This is a genomic window from Sphingomonas leidyi (genome assembly GCF_011761945.1).
Taxonomy (GTDB): Bacteria; Pseudomonadota; Alphaproteobacteria; order Sphingomonadales; family Sphingomonadaceae; genus Sphingomonas; species Sphingomonas leidyi.
Genome location: NZ_JAASQV010000006.1, coordinates 164,467 through 181,138 on the forward strand (window position 1 = coordinate 164,467; position 16,672 = coordinate 181,138).

Consider the following 16,672-nt stretch of genomic DNA (forward strand, 5'->3'; position numbering starts at 1 on the left):
AGGTCAGAGCAGACGAGGCTGACGGGCGTGATCGTCCAGCATTTGCCGTGCGAAGCGCTCGGCGCCCGCCTGGTCGGTTGATGGGAGCAGGTCGTGTGTGCAAAGCAGGCGAAAGCTATGATCGCGTTCCATCGCGCACAGCCATCGATCACGGCCCTCGACATCCACCATCGTGAGGGCGAGGCACCGCGACCCGGCATAAGGGTTGGTGTCGATCGGATCGCCGGCGAAGCCGGCCAGCGACCAGAAGCGCCAGCCGAGCGGCGGCTGATCCTCGATCTCGGCGGTGAGGCGACATTGGCCGATGGCGACATCGATCGCCGTCATCGCGCGGCCTTCCGTGGCGCGACCGCGAGAAGCTCGGCAAATCGCTCCATGATCGAAACCGCGGTGGGAAATCGGTCTGGCAGGGAATGGCGTGCCAGGATCGGGCGCCGGGCCGCGGCAATGTCCTCGGCCTCGGCCGGAGTGGGCAGCCGGGGCGGCCAACCTTTGACGTATCGCAGACCTGGCGGCATCGACGCTTCTAGACGGCGGCGCTCGAGCTGGTCGGCCTTGGCGCGCGCGACGTCCGACCTGAGCCCGGCGCTCAGCAGCCGGGGCGCGACGTCGGCGAGCCACCGCGTCGGCTGGAAGGGGAACGTCGAACGAGCCTCGATGCCGACCAGTTCACGATAAACCTCGGCATTCGACGGCGCCGCTGCCGACGCCTCGAGGTCCTGCAGCGAGGCGAAAATGCAATAGCGACAGGACAGCCGGCTCGAGCCCCACGTCGAATAAGCTTCATGCAGCAGGATCCCGAGCATGCGGTGGGCGTGAAACACGTCGCTGCTCGTCCAGTCGGCAATCGGATGCCACGTCATCATCGTCGTTCCGTGCCGGTTCCCGGCCTTGGCGTACCGCTCGTCGGCCTTGGCGATCGGGATCGAGGCCCGGTTGTGGCTTTCGTCGCGGCGCAGCCCGAGAACGGAGATGATTTGTTCGCCCTGGTGCATTCGGGCAACCGCCGGTCCGATCACCGCCGCCTTCATTTCGGATTGGCAGAAGCGAAGCGATGCCGACGACCACGGTCCGATCAGATTATAGGTCTCGAGCGCCGCGTATCGCCGCTTGCCGCTCTCGAAACGCTGGATCCAGCGATCGACCAGGTCGCCCGCCGCTCGCCGGACGACAGTGAGCGGCATGCCCGCCTCGGCGGCGATGCGCTGGACGGTCTCCGGGGTCGTGGCCCATTCGGCACGGCCGAGATCGGCATGGATCGCCATCCGCCGTTCGCGCGGATGACCGACGAGATCGAGGAATAGGTTGACCGCGGCCATCGCGGCGCTCGAATCCTTTCCGCCCGACAGGTTGAAGACGATCCAGGCGCCGGCCCGGATAGCGCCGATGATTTCGGGCGTGAGGGCAATGCCCGGAAGCTCCGGGCTGATCATGTGCGATGAAGCCGCCGAGGCGAGGCGAGCGTGGTGGATCATGGTCTGCTCCGGCGGCGAGAGGGCGAACGCGAGGCCGGTCAGGCGAACAGCCGATCCGCCTGGGTGACGGACGGCGAGAGCTGCAGGTCCCGCCGAAGCTGCTGCGCAAAGCGATCGGGGGCGAGCAGTGCAGTGACGGGCGCGAAGTGATTGCGCTGGCCGCAATAGTCGGTTCGGCCGCTGACGCGGCGGTAGAGAACCTCCCGATCCTGGCCCAGCCCGCCTAGCGAGAGCTGGACATAAACCTCGTCACCATGGAGCGTGATCTCGCCGGAGACCGCAGCACCGCCCTTGTTGGAGCGGACGGAGTAGCTCTCGGCCTCGAGGCCCAGGGCCTCGGCGAGCCGGCGCATCGCGGTCCGCCCTTCGGCATGGAAGGTGCGCTTCGCGGCCTCGTCATAGGCGACGCCGCGATAGGCGAGCGTGCGAAGCACAGGATGTCGGCGGATTTCGGCGATCTGGTCCATGCAGGTGCGGCGCAGGGCCATGCTGTCCGGGCGGCGCTCGGCTACCGACACGAGGTGCCTCACGAGCAGGATGACGGCTGCGTCGGTCTCAGCGTCCTTTCCGGCATTGCGACAGTCGGTGATCGCCGCGTGAATGGCGTGCAATCCTGCGCCGATGGTGGTCAGGGCGCTGGGGTCGAGCGCCTGCTGGTGGCGCATCGCGACATCGTAGGTCATGGACGGGGTACTCCGGTCTCAAGCGCAAATCCGCTCGACCAGCCCCTCCCCTCTCTTCTCCTTCACGCCGGCGGGCGTCGACGATCAAGCAGCCGCCGGCAGGGGTATCGGGGCGCAGCGTCCGCTGCCGAGATTGATGAAAGCTCCGGCGTGACCGATCGACCCGCGACCGAGCAGGTCGAACAGGAGTGAGAGCGCGTGGCTCGCGACGATGCGGTTCACGAAGAGGGATTGTCGCTCCAGGGCCTCGGCGACCGAGCAGGATGGCGCGTCGTCGTCCGGCACGCTCTCGTCAGCGAGTTCCGGAAAATATTCGAGGACGGTGGGCAGGCGACGCTCGTTCCGGCGATGGGCAGCGGCGGGGCAGCCGATGATGTATTGGCCATCGCCGGCGCGGTTGCCGAGGTCCAGCCAATAGGCGGGTGCCTTGGACCCTCCACCGAGCGCGGCGCCGAGGGCGCGGCGAGCTGAGGCGGTATCGACGCAGCTGATCAGAATGTCCGCCCCCGATACATCGATCGCCTCGGGCGCTCGGCCGTGAACGGCTCGCCAGGCGAGACCGTGCGCAAGGTTGATCCGCTCCGTCAGCGTATGGGCTTTGGAGTTGCCGAGATCGCAGCGGTAGAAGGGCTGCCGGCCGAGGTTCGCCTCGGTTACGACGTCATCGTCGACCACGATCACATGAAGGGATCGCGACGAAATTGCGCGCAACGCCGTATCGAGCGAGGCGAGGCCCATCAGAATCTGGGCGCCATTTCCCCCGCACCCGATCAGAACGACATTGATTACGCGGTGGTGGAGCCCTTCCGGCAGGAAGTGGCGATCACGTGTTTCAGGCGTCATGGCCGTATCCTTCGAAGGGGCTGCGCGGGAGCGGAAGAAACATCCCGCCGGCGCAAAGCCGAGAGGCAAACTCGGGACTGTCGGGACCGCCAAGGCGACCGATGACGAGCGCAATCTTGGTCGCGTGAGCGTCATCGGCATCGTCCGTGGCGCTGAAGAAGGCCCGGCCATGGCCGTGGCTGTGGATATCGCAGACGATGTGGCGGTTCCCGGGCAGGACAGGTGTCCGATAGACCAGGCGCGACGGCGTCGCCTGGTCGATCTGCGGGAAATCGAGAAGGAAGCGCCGATCGTCCTCGTCCCACACGATGAAGGCGGCCGCCTCATTGGGCAGCGCCGCGCCGAAATGATCGATGATCTGGGCCAAGAACGCCCGCGGTATCAGGCCGCACCGAAGGTTGGCGCGAGGCTCGCCCACGCTGCCATAGGGAAGGTAGGCGGCAATCGGCGGCGTGACAGGCACATCGAGCTCGAGCCACGGGCGCCTGACAATCAGGAAGACGCCGTCTCGGCCGATCGCGAGGCAATGGCCCGCGCGCGAAGCCCGTACCGCGTCCAGGCCGGGTGAGCTGCCGCTCGGCGGCGCAGGGAAGCACGGGACGGCCGCGAGCAAGGCAGCCGCCGTGGGGTCATCGGCGAGAGCCGTCATCGTCTCGTCCTTTCGATGAGTTGGCCAAGCGTCAGCGGCTCGATAGCCTTGCGGGACGATGCCGCAACCGACCGACGTTTGACGGCGAAAGCCTTGAGACGCCTGACCGGGAAGCGGGCGGCGCGGCGCGCCGCAAGGTCGTCCCAGAGGGAGATGAGTCCACCCTTGCCCGAGACCGTCTGGTCCTGCCCGTGATTGGGATGAGTCGACCAGGACTCGAACAATGCCCGCTCGAAGTCCGGGATGGCGGAGACGGACAGCGTTCCGGGCTTCGGGATATTCCCCCAGCAAAGCGTGCCGTCGGCGTAGACATTGAGGATCGGCGAATGGAAGACGATAGAGTCGGCAGTCGGCCGCTCATCCTCTCGAAGCGCGTAGACTCCCAGCGATCGCTTCGTGGCAACGAGCAGGTGGGCCGGGTAAGGGACCGAAACCACCGTTCTGGTGGAAAGAGCCTTCAGGCCGGCGAGCGGCGTGCTCAGATTGAAGTAGGCCGGACGAACCTTCGCCGGGATCCACCACGCGAGGAGATCCTGGTGCGCAACGAGCACGTTGTGCGGGAGGAGCTCGGGCGCGGCGGCGCGACCCAAGGCCTCGGACCATTGGCGCAGGTGCGCCCGTGTCAGCGGCGTGCCGGCGGCGATCCTCGGCCCGGCGTCGTCATCATGCTCGATGTGATGAAGGCTGGCGAACGCCCGCCCATCCTGGCCGGGAGCGCCGTAGCGCGTGCCGCTTCTCGCGGCCTCGGTTCGATAAAGCAGGATGGCGTTGGTCAGCACCAGCCCGCCGGCGGTGGCTTCGAATTGGGTCGAATGCTTTGACATGGCTGCCTCACAGGGTGTCGGGATCGAGCTGGATCAGCTCTTGGGCGGCGAGCAGAAGCCGGGCGCCCGCCTCGAGCGATGCGAACCAATCGGTGACGCGAGCGGCGTCCGGCAACGGGCAGAGGCCGGCGATGTCCATGAAACCGTATTCCATGCCGTGGCGTGCGACATCGTCGACCTCGCGCGCGAACTGCTCGACGGGCACGAGCGTCAGAGGAGGCAATGACGAGCACTCCTCCAGGTCCGGCAGATATTCGTGGAGGGTCGCGCCGTCGAAATGCCAGGCGTTCTTCTCATCCGGCAGGGCCCGAAGCGCCCGGTGGCTGCATCGCAGATTGCGAAGCGCGCTGCGCAGGCCGTTCGGCAGCGACCGCAGCGGCGCTGCGTTCGCCGCGATCATCCAGTCCGGCCTTCTGTCATTCATGTCAGAGGGAAGGATGGTGTCTTCAAGATCCTCCGGATCGGCACCATGATAGGCCACGAGCGCGTCGCGAGCGGCTTTGTCCTCGATTTCGCCATCCCAATAGTACATCGAGATTTCTTCGAAGAGATCGTCGTAGCCGAAGATCGGAAGCGCTGAGCCCATGGTCCGGGCGAGCGCGGTATAGGCAGCGGCGCGCCAGCCGATCTGGGCGTCGCTGGTCTCGATCCAGCCGAGGTCGAGCTGTCCCATACTGTCGCAGACGATGGCGATGGCCGGCGCGTCCATGTCCTCGCTGTTGAGGACGGCGACGCGCAGTTCGGCCAGTTCGAGCGGCCTGAGAATATCCAGAACCGCCTTATCGAAAACGCGCTCGATGCGGCGTCGAGCCTCAGCGCGCGTGCAACGCCGTGCCGTCTGGTCGCGCGATGCGACCCAACCGCCAATCAGCTTGTGATGACGTGCAAGCGGCTGATCGAAACTGACCGGGATCTCCCGGGACAAGACGACCGACCGACCGGCCAGGTCAGCCGAGCGGGGGCAGTCGCAAGCCGTTGGGAGACTGGAGGGGCTCGGCCGGTTCGCCGTGTTGCGATGCCGGGTCGATGAGGATCTTGAGGTGGAGGGCCTGGGCCTGCGGGTCGCAGGGTGGTCCGGGAGAGCGGGTAGCGTCGCCATCATCGAACTCGATCCATTCGAGAAGTGTCTTGCGGGATGCGGCGGGAAGGACCGCGTCGGCCTTGCGCGCCACGGCTATCCCTTGGTGCCGACCGCGCGGCGGTACTCGGTGACATGGGTACCCGCGGTGACGCCGGCGTCGACCAGTTCGGCGTTCAGGATCGCGGGATAGAGAGTGGCGTGATACGCGCGCAGGCCCTGCGGGTCTTCGGCAAGGTGGGGCGGAACCGGAAGGTCGATCCCGTCATATCGATAAGCGCGCGAAAGGTGATTGATCTGCATGGGGCTTCTCCTGAGAGATTGAACACGGGCCGAAGCGGGGCCGTCACCAAAGACTTGCCGGCTCGTTCGATTTGGCCTCGGCCGGGAGCGCGCTCGGAGCTGGTGCCGGCGACGCGGAAGTGGTCGCCGTCTTTGCCGGCGCCGGTGTTGGCCTTGCCTTGGCGGCCTCGGCCGAGGCGAACTTGGCGGCTTCAGCGGCCTCACGTTGATCGGCGATCTGATCGGCGAGAGTCTTGCGCGTCGCGATCAGCTGACCGAGTGCGCCGTCGGCGCCACGCGCGAGTTCCGCGTCGATTTCCGCTGCGCTTGCGGTGATCGAGATGGGCCGTGTCTCGCCGACCTCGAGGGCGGCCGCCGTGCCCTCGACCTTCCGAGGGATGACGGTCAGGGTCACAGTGTCGTCCGGCCCGGCGACAAGGTCGAACCCTAGCGAATAGCGGTGGAGCAGTGGGAGCAGGTTTGCGATAAGCATGGTCGTTCGTCCTTGTTCGGATGCGAGGAAAGTGGATCAGGCGGCGAGCGCATCGACGCGGCGGCTGGACATCGGGGCGGCGCCGGGCGCCGCGCCATATTGCCCGTCGAGGGTCATCGCGCTCGGCAGCCGGCCCGCCCAATCGAAGCCGGCGGCGTTCAGCATTCCGGTGACCAGATCGGCCTTCTTGGAGCCGAGAAGCTTGGCGAAGGCCTTCTCGCCCATGTGCGAGATCAGCCCGCACTCCCGGGCGACGAACTTCAGCTCGTCCTTGGTATATCGCTCGAGAAAGCCGCGATCGACCTGCCAGACCTGACGGATGTCGACGTCGAACGCCCTTGCGAGATCGGCGACATGGCTGAACGATTGCACGTCGCGGGCGTAGGCGGCGCCGATCGCCGAGAGCGCGGTTGCCGCCTGGGCCTCGGAAAGTTCGCGAACCTCATTGATTTTGCCCCCGAAGTCCAGATCAGGGAAGGACGGGTTGACGAGAAGGCCGGCTCGCGCCGTCAGCGTGCCCGACTTGATCTGGGAGAGCGTCCCGGTCAGCGCGGCGACGAGGATGGCGGTTCGAGCATCAAAAGCGTTGTCTGCGAGCCCGCGCGCCAGCGCGGTGCGCCAGGTTGCCTCCCGCAGATCGCTTGTGCGGCCCGCGATCGACTTCGCGGTGACGCTGGGGCCATTGGCATTCGCGTTCGATCGCACGGTCGCCCGACCTGACGGAGTTCCCGGCGCGAGCGCGGCTCGCCGAGCGGTCGCCTCGACCCCGTCCGCGCGCTCATCTTCCTGATCCTCGGCCTCATCAGCTTCGGCGAGGTCGCCTTCGTCGGGGGTGTCATCGGCTGCGGCGGAACGATCCTGCTCTTCCTGACGGGCCTGCTCGACCGCGTCCGTCTTGAGCTGGAAGCATGCCGCGTTGGTGCAATGGCCATCGTCGACGTGGGTCTCGAAGAGCGCGCGTTGGGTCCCGGAGTTGAAAGGACAGGTCGTGCATTCGGACTTGTCGAAACAGGCGTCGGCAAGGTTTTGGGTTACGCGCATGAGGAGGTCGCGGGTCTTCCCGATGTCGAGGCCGGCTCCCAGGATAGTCTCGAGCGCCTTGTCCTGCTTGTCCGCCGGCACGGCGGCGAGCAGCTCGGCGTGGCCGACCTTGATGCGGCGCTTGTCGAGCGCGAGCTTCACCGCGTCCGAAAGGTTGGCCAGCGCGAGGCGGCGGTCGAGCTTGGCGCGCGACCAGCCAAGACGTCGACCGGCCTCGCCGCGGTCGTTCTGGCAAGCGGCGAGGACCCGGACCGCGGCATCGGCCTGCTCGGTTTCGGAGGCGTCATCCCGGATATCGTTTTCGTCGATCGCCGCCTCGAGCGCTTCCTGGTCGGTCATTTCCCGGATGATGACCGGCGCTTCGCCGTCCGCACCGAACGCCTCGAGCGCGGCGCGATACCGCCGCCCGCCGGCGACGATGATGTAGCGATCCTTGCCATCGTCCGCCGGGCGCACCAGAATCGGCTGAAGCATGCCGCGCAGCCGGAGCGACGCGACAAGTTCGTCGTGCTTCTTGCTGTCGAAATAGCGGCGCGGGTTGTAGCCGATGGCTATCCGGGCGAGTGGGACCATGGTGGTTCCGGTGGGCTGGGGTGCGGTCACGGCCGATCTCCTTGCAGGGTAGCGGGCCACCTCCGTCGTAGATGGGCGCCTCGCTCTGGCGAGCCTCATGCTCACCCCATTCCTGCCCCCCTCCCCTCTCATCAGCCGGCGAGCCGCTCGCGGTAGATGTCGGCCGCCCATTGCTCGATCCACGGCGCTGTCATCTCGTCGTGATCGAGATCCCCGCTCTCGATGAGCTCGCGGATCTCGGCTCGAGCTTGCGCGATCGCCGTTTCCCAAGGGTCCGTCGGGACGCGATCGGGTTCCGCAGGCCGATGGTGCGGCAGGCGCAAAGGGTGGCTGGCAAGACGTGCGTGCTGTGCCGCCACCCACCGCGCCATATGGTCGGCCACGAAGCGGTCGCTCTTGGATACACGGGCCTGGCGGGCGGCCTGGCGGGCGCTGATGCCGTATGCCTGGCTGTCGATAGACGCGACCCGGTGCTCGAACGGAAGCAGGTATGGCAGCGCCGAACCCTTCACGCCAAATGCGTGCAGCCGGACCCCCTTGGGCAATATCTGATCCAGATGGTCGATGACGGCGATGACCCCCTCCGGACCATGGACGTCTCGCCGGCACATGCTGCCGACGCCGATCAGCGACCCGGGCTTCAGCGATCCCCCCAGCGCATCTATGCAGCGCTCATAGTCTTCCGGACGGCGGCCCTGGATGACCGGCATCAGGGTGTCGGCGATGCCGTGATCCTGGGCGAGACGGCGACAGTCGAGATTGGCGCGGATCGTGCGCGAGAGGCGGTCGATGACCTCTTCGCGGTCGCGAGCGATTTCTGCCTCGACGCAATAATCGGCGCTCGCCCACCACCGAAAGGGAAAGGCGGCCGCGAGCGCGACATAATCGACGAGCGACCAAGGGAAGCCGCCGTATCGAGCCGCCGCGACGAATCCGGCCGAGTCCAGGCAGAGCGCCGCCAGTCCCTTGCCATTTCTCAGCTGGGAAAGCCGCCACCCGTCCCATTCCCGCCACCCGCGGCGTTCGGTCCAACGAGACAATCCATTCGCGGAAATGAGAGTGGGCTGCTGCAATGCGCGAGCTTGGGCGAGGATCGGTCCCTCGCTCAGGTGCGGCAGCCCCACCATGATCTCAATCGGCATAGCGGCCTCCCTGGGCGTGATGATGTTGACGGCGCGGCGCGTTCACGATACGTTCCTTGGCGCAGGAGATTTGCCATGACGACGACACCGTTCCGCGAGCGCTTCGACCTCGACATCACGCTGCGAGATGCGGCGCTGGATTCCGAGAACCGGCCGACGCGCCGGATGATCGCGAACGCGTCGATCGGGATGCACGTCGAGGACGCCTATTATTCGGTTCGTGAACTGCGCGAGGCGGTGAGCTGGGTTCATGAGGGTATCCCCGCCGGCAAGGGAAAGCTGTCCGAGATCCTCGCCAACGATGGCGCCGACGACTTCCAGCGTTGCATCTATTTCTGCCTGGCCGGGCGCGGCGTGGTGGCGATGCTCGACGATCTGGAATGGCTCGAGGATCTGCTCGAACGCCGCGGCCGTGTCGCGGGAGAGCAGGGGCGGCTGAAGGCGACCCGGATGCCGCTCACCAACCCCTATGTCGCCGACGCGCCGGACGGTCCGATAGTGAAGCTGGACGCCGCTTTCGAGCAGGGACCGTCTTGGTGGGCCGATCCGACCTTATCCTGCTGAGCGGAAGTCGGCGCCCGAACTCAGGCCTCGCGTCTCGCATCGGGCGGGCCGGGTCGTCGGCGAGATGATTCGCGGCTCGCGCAAAGGGATAGATCACCGCTTCAAAGCACCATCTCGACTTCGACGCGCTCGCCAAACGCCGGCCAAGTGCAGACGCGGAAAGGCTGGATCGGATTGGTGGTGCGCACGATGCTGACGCGACCCGGCCGCTCGTCGAACAGCCGGGAGGCGACGCGGTTCGCGTTTTCGCGACTGCAGAGGAGAAGACGCTTAGGGGACAGGCCGGTGCTCAGGTCAAGCATGTCAGATCCTTCTCGGAAAGCATGATACCGGCAGGACTCAGGCGAAGATCGTCTTGTGGGTCTTCGTCGTCGGCACGATCCGCCATTGCCGCTCCATGAGGCGGCTGATCCGGTAGCGGCCGCGGGTCTCAGGGTCGCGAAGGGTCACTCGGCGCCCCTGCTTCTCGACAATGAATTCCTGCCCGACATGGCCGTCCGAGAAGGTGACCGGCTGCTCCAGCCGGATCCGATCGCCGTCCGCGACCTTGCGCGAGCGGCGTTTCAGGTTCTCGGCGCAGCGACGACGCCAGTCGAGCGCGTGCTCCTTGTCGGTCGGCGTCAGCAGGTCGAGGATGTGCTGGGGGCATCCGTCCTCGCACGGCCCCATCGACTCCGTCAGTCGGGTAGGATTGGTGCTGCTCATGGAGTCAGCCCTGATCCCCCCGCCGAACCGCACGTGCAGCTTTCACCGCATGCGGCTCTCCACTGTGACGAACCATCACTTTGCCGTAGATCGGGCAGGCGGCCTCTGTGAGTATCCCAGTGGCATTGCTCGCACAGGACCACCGTCCTGCGGGCGCGTGCCACCTTCATTCTCACGACAAAACCGCGGTGCGAAACATCGGCCATCCCCCGGATATGGTGCACCTGACACGGAACATCGGATCGACCGCAAGCCTCGCATTGCTTGGCATTCTGACGATCAACCCAGTCCGTACGTGAGTGGGTGAACACCTGCGTCCAAGGCTGGATATCAATCCTGGACGAGGTGGCCGGATCACGTTTCAGATGAGCCAGTTTCCAGACTTTGACCGATCGGGGCTGGCCATCGACGTCGTAGCCGATGGTGAATTCCTGCCCCGTCCTCATGCGGGCCACGACCGCTCGCACATTGGTTTTGTGCTTGCTGGCCAAGGTCTTGAACAAGCTCCACCGCTGGAGAAACTCAAGCCTGTTCAGCTTGAAGCTCACATCCTTGGCGAGAGCATAGTAGTTCGCAAAACCCCGCAATTCGGCGTTGTAAGCTAGGACGATCTCAACGTCGCTGCAGCTGAGCAGCAGGCTACGATGACGCGGCTTCAACACCGACAGATCACCATAACCTTTTGCAGAAGCGAACGCGTGGACCTTCTCCCAAGGGACATGCAGCTGCATCACTTCCGACGGCGGCCTACGAAGGAAGCTGACGGAACCTTGTCGGCTCCGGACAACCCGTTGGCGTGTCGTATATGTGCGGACCTCATATCCAAGGAAGGCGGCTCCATCGCTCGCCTTGCGGATACCGCTTTTCTCCTCGGACACCGTGAGCGCCAGCGCCTCGGTCAGGAATGCCCTGACTTCGGCGAACACGCTTCGTGCATCCTCCTTGCTACCGATAACCCCAATCATGAAGTCGTCCGCGTAGCGACAGTAACGAAGTCGGCGATAACCGGGGTCCATCGCGTCTCTCGACGGGATGGACCGCTTTTGCGGCAGTAAGGTTTGGATTTTGGCCAAGGAGGCCGCAACCTTCACCTCGTCGACATTGTCTTTGGCCCGCAGCATGGTGACGCGCTTCCGTTGTTTCTGGATGCGCCCAGCCAGTCGCCCATATTCCGGGTTCGTGGCACGGACCTTCCCCCTCTCGAAAGCCGCGATCCGTTCCGCCATGAACATATCGAGTTCATGGAGGTAGATGTTGGCCAAGATTGGAGAGACGATACCGCCCTGCGGAGTGCCGCTGTAGGTCCGGGTGTGAACCCGGTCTTCCATAACACCCGCCTTAAGCATGCTGCCGATCAAGCCGATGAATTTCTCGTCATCGATCCTTTTCCGCAACAGCCGCAGGAGGATGTCGTGGTCGATGTTCTCGAAGAACCCCGCGACATCCACATCTACGAGCCATTTCACCCCCGTCCATACGGCTTTGACGTGTTCAAGCGCCGTATGACACGACCGGCCCGGCCGGAATCCATGGGAGGCGTTCGAGAACACCGGTTCATAGATCCGTTCGAGCAGTTGCCGCGCCACTTCCTGAACGAGGCGGTCGTCGCGCGTGGGAATGCCCAGCGGACGCCGTTTGCCCTTGCCTTTCGGGATAAACACCCGACGCACTGGTTTGGGATCATAGGTCCCTGCCGTCACGCTGGCGATAATCGGGTCGAGGTCTTCCGGTCCGAAGTCCGCGAAGGTCTCGCCGTCAATACCCGGCGTCATCGCACCCTTGTTGGATCCGATCTTCTGGAGCCCCTCCTCCCAAAGGAGGCGAGACCCCATCAGACGATAGAGTCCATTCACCCTTTTGCCCGACGCAACGAGCGCCGGAATGGCCTCCAACCGGCCTTTCACAGTTTCTGGCAGCATCAGCACACCCCATGATCGGTGGTTGAAGAATCACAGCTGCCGCCCTTCCCCCGGTCTTCCCCGCTTTCGGCCCGATCGCTCGAGACCTTATACAGTTGCACCGCCGCCTCCGAAGAGGTCGATGTCCCGGGCATTACCCCGGGCATTTGAGTAATATGGCGGCTCCGTACCCATGCAGGCCGGCAGAAGCCGCCTGTTTAGGGCATCCCGTAGTTACGCTGAATGGAGATGCGGCGCGGTTAGGTGTCCCGTTCGTCCACTAAACCCCTCGACGAGAGGCGCACCGGATGGGCTGAGAAACAGGCGGCCAAGACATGAGACCGCTGTCATCATCCGGACCTGGCGTGACAGTCGCTTTCGCCAGTATCGCTATATAGATTGCTGCAGACTGGGATTTAAGCAGTGTAGCCTTCACCATACGCACCTTGCCCTGACCGTCATCGCCTCCATTTGCGACTAAGACGCATCTGGCCTTTTCCGAACATGCTATTGTTCCCCGTCCCTTTCGGGATTTCAGACCTTGTGAGGCCCGAGGTTAGTCCGGCGAGCAGAGGCATTCTCAACTTACCTCATCATCACTGATACTCCATTTCAGCGCCGCAACGGCGCACTATCCTTGTAGCCGAACTGCTCACGGGTCTTGCTGCCTGGGTTCCAGAGAACCTTGCAGATGATCGCGAACACCTCGCCGCCGGCGCCGTTCGTCATCACCTGCACAGCGGCATAGTAGGTGCGGTTTCGTGGGCAGGACGAGGCGAGCACCCTGAGACCCGAGGTGCCCCCATCGACCTCGCGGCTATAGGTGAACTGGTCGTCGAGATAGGCCTTTGCCGAGGCGTGACCGCCCATCGATGTAAAGGGCATGGTGAGCCAACCCATGAGGGGTCCTTTCGCAAGCGGGAGGGGTCAGGCGGCTTCTGTCAGCGGATCGATGGAAGCGGACACTGGCGCGCCCTCGTCCCCATGATCGCTGCTGAAGGCGAGGAGGTAGTTGAAAGCTTGTTCGGCCTTGGCCGCGGCGTGAATGATCGCGGTCTTGTCCGCGCGCAGGATTCCGAGCCAGTGGGCGACATAGCTCGCGTGATTGTCGTGGAGCTCGTTGGGCAATCCGAGCTGCGCGCAGATGAGGCCGCTGCCGATCTCGGCGACCAGCTCCTCGAATGCGTATGCCTGGTCCCCGAACCGCTTGCCGAACGTCCGCGCGAGGCGGGCGGTGCCGCCCGACCAATGCGTCGTCTCGTGTGCGCGCACCGAAGCATAGTGGTCCATCGTCCTGAAGGACCGCTGGTGCGGCATCTGGATGTAATCGAAAGTCGGGTGGAAGAAGGCGCGATCGCCACCGTGGCGCACTTCGGCGGGGACGGCTCCGAAAAAGGCGTCGATCGCGCTTTGGCGGTCGGATGGGTCGCCAGGATCGATGATCTCGGATCCGGGATAGAAATAGGCTGGAAGTCCGTCGATCTGATCGGCGTTGAAGACGACATAGTGCCGCAGGAACCGGATATTCTTTTCGGTCTCGGCGCCCGTAACGGGATTGGCCTCGGTCTTTTTGAAGTTGGAATAATAGACTGAGAGTGAGCCGCTTTCGCCGCGGCGGACATTTGCGCCAAGCGCCTCGGCCTGGCGGTAAGTCATCCAATAACGGGATCGATAGCCATTCGCGTCGGCGATCGCCCAGAGATAGATGGTGTTGATGCCGGTGTATGGCGTGCCACAGTGCCGCAGCGGTCTGCCCCCGGCGCCGGTGACGCGCCACGGTCGGCTCCAGGGCGCAACCCCTTCCTCCAGTTTGCGAATGATGAGACTGGTGATCTCGGCCGCGACGTCGCGGCTCGGTGTCGATTTGGCGCGCATGGTGATGTGCTCCGGTCGCATGACGGGATGGCCGCCGGCGCGGGCGCGCCGACGGCCAGTTTCTCGCGGTTGTTCGGATCGCTGTGGCCGGGTGGTCAGGCCTCGACCGGTTCGAAGAGCTCGCCGCCCTCGGCCTGCGAGCCGCGTTCTGCGTCATTGGACGGGTCTTCGGCATCGCCGTCATCAGCGGGATCGATGACGGTAGCGTTGGCATCGTCGAGGAACCGCATCGCATTGGGAACCCAGGCGAGCGCGGCCTGCTTGACCTCAGGTTCGACGATCGACTCACCGGCGAACAGCTTCTGGCAGCTTTCGGAGATCTCGGTCTTCTTGAGCGAAGCGTGACGGGCCGTGAGCGCCGGCCCCCCGACATCGTGGAGGAGGCTGAGGATGGTGCCCTTGTTCACGCGGTCGAAGAAATTCTCCGAGGTCGGCCGCCACCAGCCCGCGACGTCAACCTCGAGGATCGTGGCGATCCGGTTGTGAAGCGGAACCTGGGCATTGGACGGGCCGGGCTTCGCTTCGAGCGACAGCGCGACGATATAAGCGAGCCAGTTCGCCTTGCTGTCATCATCGAGAGCGCGGAACCCCTCGAAACGATCCACCTCGCTGTCATGCTCAGTCCACGCGGCGTCGAGACCATCATGAGCTTCCGCCAGGTAGGCCCGTGCGCGGGAGCTGGGCATGTCTCCGACCATGGGATCCTGCGGACCCATCGCGCGAATCGTCGTGCCGTATTTGACGGCGCTGTCGGTGGCACCGCCGGATGAGCACATCCGGGCGTCGATCATCACGAACAGCGCGAAGTCTAGCGCCAGTGCGGGCTGCGCTAGGAGGCACGACGCCAGGATGTCGCGTCGTTGGATCGCAAGCTCATCGTACAGCCGCCCGCTGAGTGGCTTTCCGCCGGGCGCCACCGCCTCGGGCCGACGGTCCGGCTGCGCGGAACCACGATCGGCGACGCGAAATCCTCCGGTCGGCGACTCTTCCCGACCCGCCTCGCCGTCACGAGCAGTATCATCCTCGCCCGTGACCGGTTCGCGCGGCTTTTCAATGAGAATTTGCTGCTCGCTGTAATATTGCGAATCGAGCCGCATCTCGCCTTGAGGGGTGAGGACGAGGAACGCTCCCACATGGACTTTCAGCTCGTCCGGCAACACCGGAGGGCGATTCTCGATTGCCTCGGCCTCGGCGATCAGCCGATCATCTTCCTGGTCGAGCACCTTGACCGCCTCCTCAGAAAGATCCGCATCCTGCATCTCGGCTTCGAGAGCACCGCGACGCTCTGCGATTTCGGCAAGCCGAGCACTCTGGGACGCGGTCAGTTCCGGCGGTTGAAGAATGACGCGGTAGAGCCCGTGGGCGGCATTGTGCGTGTAGTTGCTGGCGATCGGGCGGATCCAGGCGAGCCCAGTCTCCTCACCGATCCGCCGGGCCTCGGCCTCCATGATCTCGCCGGCGAGACGATGGGCGATCTCCGGATTGACCCAACGGTCGTTGCCGTCTGTGAAAAGGTCGCCGTCGATCTTGCCGCCGGCAGTACGATAGCGCGGTTCGCCGACCAGCATCGCGATGGGGTCGCTGGCTTTGAGCGTCTCGTTTTCAATGACCCGGCGGATCGTGTCTGCGGTCACCTCACTGTGCTTATACGTGTTCCAGACCAGGAGCTGCTTCTCGCGGTTCTCGGTCGAGGCGTATGCCTTGGCGATATCAAGCGTGATCTCGCCCTTGCTCAGCGCCTCGAAGATCGGCTCGGCGAGCGAGGCGAGCCGCAGGCGACCCTCCACGAAGCGACGGGTGACGCCGAACCGCTTGGCAACCGCATCGATGTCGCCGCTCTTGCCGATGAAGTGCTGGAAAGCGCGGCATTCTTCGGCCGGCGTCATCTTCAGCTGATGAAAGTTGGTGGCGGTCGAAGTCTCGGAGAGTTCGGCATCCTCCCCCGTCAGCACCATGACAGGCACGTCGTAGTCCGCCTCGGAGATCGTACCGCGCTCCGCCAGAAGACGGAGCGCTCGCCAACGGCGGCCGCCGTCGAACACCTCATAGGTCCCGCGCGGCTTTTTGGCCGGAGTGACGAGAAGGTTCTGCAGGACGCCCTTGGCCTCGATGCTCGCGGCCATGGGCCCGATCTGGAGCTGCTCGTCCGGCGCTGTGCGAACGTTGATTGGTGAGAGACGCAGCTTGCTGAGTTTGACGGTCTGGATCACGGGGGAAACTCCTGATGGCGTCCGGCAAGTTCCGGACACCATTCCCGACCCCCCTTCCCTCTCTCTGGCTCAGAGCGCTCCGGGAGGGTGGACGCCGCCCCCCCCCGTGCTCGCTCTCGGTCGCCTCATGCTTAGAGACGCGCGCACAAAAACGAAGGGCCGCCCTTTCGGACGACCCTTCCATTGTCCTGCCTGAACGGGCAGCTCAGCCGAGCCGGACTCCCGAGGCGGAGGTCTTGCTCATGAGAACTGCCGCACGCGGCATATGACAATGAGACATCTGACCACCTCCTTTCCGTTGTTGAACGATCGCTAAGATGTGGGCGCACAACGCGAA

The 16,672-nt window shown here is 64.8% G+C and carries 17 protein-coding genes and 2 pseudogenes; 1 reads left to right on the top strand and 18 read right to left on the bottom strand.

The window, feature by feature from the left end; genetic code table 11:
- Window positions 1-3 precede the first annotated feature (3 nt).
- From FHR20_RS21235 to FHR20_RS21285, 12 genes are all read right to left on the bottom strand, one after another.
- Window positions 4-327: a hypothetical protein gene (locus tag FHR20_RS21235; protein WP_037448223.1), complete on the bottom strand. Its 324-nt coding sequence runs from the start codon at window positions 325-327 to the stop codon at window positions 4-6.
- The gene (locus tag FHR20_RS21240) at window positions 324-1,475 is read right to left on the bottom strand and encodes a phosphoadenosine phosphosulfate reductase domain-containing protein (protein ID WP_079247000.1); all 1,152 of its coding nucleotides are present in this window, start codon (window positions 1,473-1,475) and stop codon (window positions 324-326) included. Before FHR20_RS21240 ends, FHR20_RS21235 begins: the two co-directional genes overlap by 4 nt.
- A 38-nt stretch (window positions 1,476-1,513) precedes the next feature.
- A complete protein-coding gene (locus FHR20_RS21245) occupies window positions 1,514-2,158 on the bottom strand; it encodes a hypothetical protein (RefSeq protein ID WP_037448226.1) in 645 nt (214 codons plus the stop codon).
- Between the two features lie 84 nt (window positions 2,159-2,242).
- Window positions 2,243-3,001, bottom strand: coding sequence for a PRTRC system ThiF family protein (locus tag FHR20_RS21250; protein WP_037448228.1), 759 nt, complete (start codon window positions 2,999-3,001; stop codon window positions 2,243-2,245).
- Window positions 2,991-3,650, bottom strand: coding sequence for a PRTRC system protein A (locus FHR20_RS21255; protein WP_046407164.1), 660 nt, complete (start codon window positions 3,648-3,650; stop codon window positions 2,991-2,993). Before FHR20_RS21255 ends, FHR20_RS21250 begins: the two co-directional genes overlap by 11 nt.
- Window positions 3,647-4,474 (bottom strand): PRTRC system protein B, encoded by an 828-nt coding sequence (locus tag FHR20_RS21260; protein WP_126002488.1) that lies wholly within the window; start codon window positions 4,472-4,474, stop codon window positions 3,647-3,649. Before FHR20_RS21260 ends, FHR20_RS21255 begins: the two co-directional genes overlap by 4 nt.
- A 7-nt stretch (window positions 4,475-4,481) precedes the next feature.
- Window positions 4,482-5,399: a hypothetical protein gene (locus FHR20_RS21265; RefSeq protein WP_205499366.1), complete on the bottom strand. Its 918-nt coding sequence runs from the start codon at window positions 5,397-5,399 to the stop codon at window positions 4,482-4,484.
- A 22-nt stretch (window positions 5,400-5,421) separates the two neighbouring features.
- Window positions 5,422-5,646, bottom strand: coding sequence for a hypothetical protein (locus tag FHR20_RS22950; RefSeq protein ID WP_205499365.1), 225 nt, complete (start codon window positions 5,644-5,646; stop codon window positions 5,422-5,424).
- Between the two features lie 2 nt (window positions 5,647-5,648).
- Complete coding sequence (locus FHR20_RS21270; protein ID WP_046407168.1) at window positions 5,649-5,855, bottom strand: PRTRC system protein C; 207 nt, start codon at window positions 5,853-5,855, stop codon at window positions 5,649-5,651.
- Between the two features lie 43 nt (window positions 5,856-5,898).
- Complete coding sequence (locus FHR20_RS21275; protein ID WP_167301460.1) at window positions 5,899-6,327, bottom strand: PRTRC system protein E; 429 nt, start codon at window positions 6,325-6,327, stop codon at window positions 5,899-5,901.
- A gap of 36 nt (window positions 6,328-6,363) precedes the next feature.
- Complete coding sequence (locus tag FHR20_RS21280) at window positions 6,364-7,971, bottom strand: PRTRC system ParB family protein (protein ID WP_046407172.1); 1,608 nt, start codon at window positions 7,969-7,971, stop codon at window positions 6,364-6,366.
- A gap of 101 nt (window positions 7,972-8,072) precedes the next feature.
- Complete coding sequence (locus tag FHR20_RS21285) at window positions 8,073-9,083, bottom strand: deazapurine DNA modification protein DpdA family protein (protein ID WP_126002486.1); 1,011 nt, start codon at window positions 9,081-9,083, stop codon at window positions 8,073-8,075.
- A 75-nt stretch (window positions 9,084-9,158) separates the two neighbouring features.
- Between FHR20_RS21285 and FHR20_RS21290 the strand changes: the two genes are divergently transcribed.
- Complete coding sequence (locus FHR20_RS21290) at window positions 9,159-9,647, top strand: hypothetical protein (protein ID WP_126002485.1); 489 nt, start codon at window positions 9,159-9,161, stop codon at window positions 9,645-9,647.
- Window positions 9,648-9,748: 101 nt separating this feature from the next.
- On the opposite strand, the gene FHR20_RS21295 is transcribed toward FHR20_RS21290, so the two are convergent.
- The 6 genes and pseudogenes from FHR20_RS21295 to FHR20_RS21320 all read right to left on the bottom strand — a co-directional run bounded on the left by FHR20_RS21295 (window position 9,749) and on the right by FHR20_RS21320 (window position 16,335).
- Complete coding sequence (locus FHR20_RS21295; RefSeq protein WP_126002484.1) at window positions 9,749-9,949, bottom strand: hypothetical protein; 201 nt, start codon at window positions 9,947-9,949, stop codon at window positions 9,749-9,751.
- Between the two features lie 37 nt (window positions 9,950-9,986).
- A pseudogene (locus FHR20_RS21300) lies at window positions 9,987-10,328 on the bottom strand (DUF6927 domain-containing protein); the annotation flags it as partial.
- Between the two features lie 20 nt (window positions 10,329-10,348).
- Window positions 10,349-12,271: a reverse transcriptase domain-containing protein gene (locus FHR20_RS21305; RefSeq protein ID WP_024018999.1), complete on the bottom strand. Its 1,923-nt coding sequence runs from the start codon at window positions 12,269-12,271 to the stop codon at window positions 10,349-10,351.
- A gap of 612 nt (window positions 12,272-12,883) precedes the next feature.
- Window positions 12,884-13,150: pseudogene (locus tag FHR20_RS21310) on the bottom strand (DUF6927 domain-containing protein); the annotation flags it as partial.
- 27 nt (window positions 13,151-13,177) lie between these two features.
- The gene (locus FHR20_RS21315) at window positions 13,178-14,125 is read right to left on the bottom strand and encodes an ArdC family protein (protein ID WP_167301461.1); all 948 of its coding nucleotides are present in this window, start codon (window positions 14,123-14,125) and stop codon (window positions 13,178-13,180) included.
- Between the two features lie 95 nt (window positions 14,126-14,220).
- On the bottom strand, window positions 14,221-16,335 hold the full coding sequence (locus tag FHR20_RS21320; protein ID WP_167301462.1) for a ParB/RepB/Spo0J family partition protein: 2,115 nt from the start codon (window positions 16,333-16,335) through the stop codon (window positions 14,221-14,223).
- Between the last annotated feature and the right edge of the window lie 337 nt (window positions 16,336-16,672).

Coding starts and splice junctions, on each gene's coding strand:
- FHR20_RS21235 (WP_037448223.1), bottom strand. CDS start 327: ATGACGGCGATCGATGTCGCCATCGGCCAATGTCGCCTCACCGCCGAG.
- FHR20_RS21240 (WP_079247000.1), bottom strand. CDS start 1,475: ATGATCCACCACGCTCGCCTCGCCTCGGCGGCTTCATCGCACATGATC.
- FHR20_RS21245 (WP_037448226.1), bottom strand. CDS start 2,158: ATGACCTACGATGTCGCGATGCGCCACCAGCAGGCGCTCGACCCCAGC.
- FHR20_RS21250 (WP_037448228.1), bottom strand. CDS start 3,001: ATGACGCCTGAAACACGTGATCGCCACTTCCTGCCGGAAGGGCTCCAC.
- FHR20_RS21255 (WP_046407164.1), bottom strand. CDS start 3,650: ATGACGGCTCTCGCCGATGACCCCACGGCGGCTGCCTTGCTCGCGGCC.
- FHR20_RS21260 (WP_126002488.1), bottom strand. CDS start 4,474: ATGTCAAAGCATTCGACCCAATTCGAAGCCACCGCCGGCGGGCTGGTG.
- FHR20_RS21270 (WP_046407168.1), bottom strand. CDS start 5,855: ATGCAGATCAATCACCTTTCGCGCGCTTATCGATATGACGGGATCGAC.
- FHR20_RS21275 (WP_167301460.1), bottom strand. CDS start 6,327: ATGCTTATCGCAAACCTGCTCCCACTGCTCCACCGCTATTCGCTAGGG.
- FHR20_RS21285 (WP_126002486.1), bottom strand. CDS start 9,083: ATGCCGATTGAGATCATGGTGGGGCTGCCGCACCTGAGCGAGGGACCG.
- FHR20_RS21290 (WP_126002485.1), top strand. CDS start 9,159: ATGACGACGACACCGTTCCGCGAGCGCTTCGACCTCGACATCACGCTG.
- FHR20_RS21295 (WP_126002484.1), bottom strand. CDS start 9,949: ATGCTTGACCTGAGCACCGGCCTGTCCCCTAAGCGTCTTCTCCTCTGC.
- FHR20_RS21305 (WP_024018999.1), bottom strand. CDS start 12,271: ATGCTGCCAGAAACTGTGAAAGGCCGGTTGGAGGCCATTCCGGCGCTC.
- FHR20_RS21315 (WP_167301461.1), bottom strand. CDS start 14,125: ATGCGCGCCAAATCGACACCGAGCCGCGACGTCGCGGCCGAGATCACC.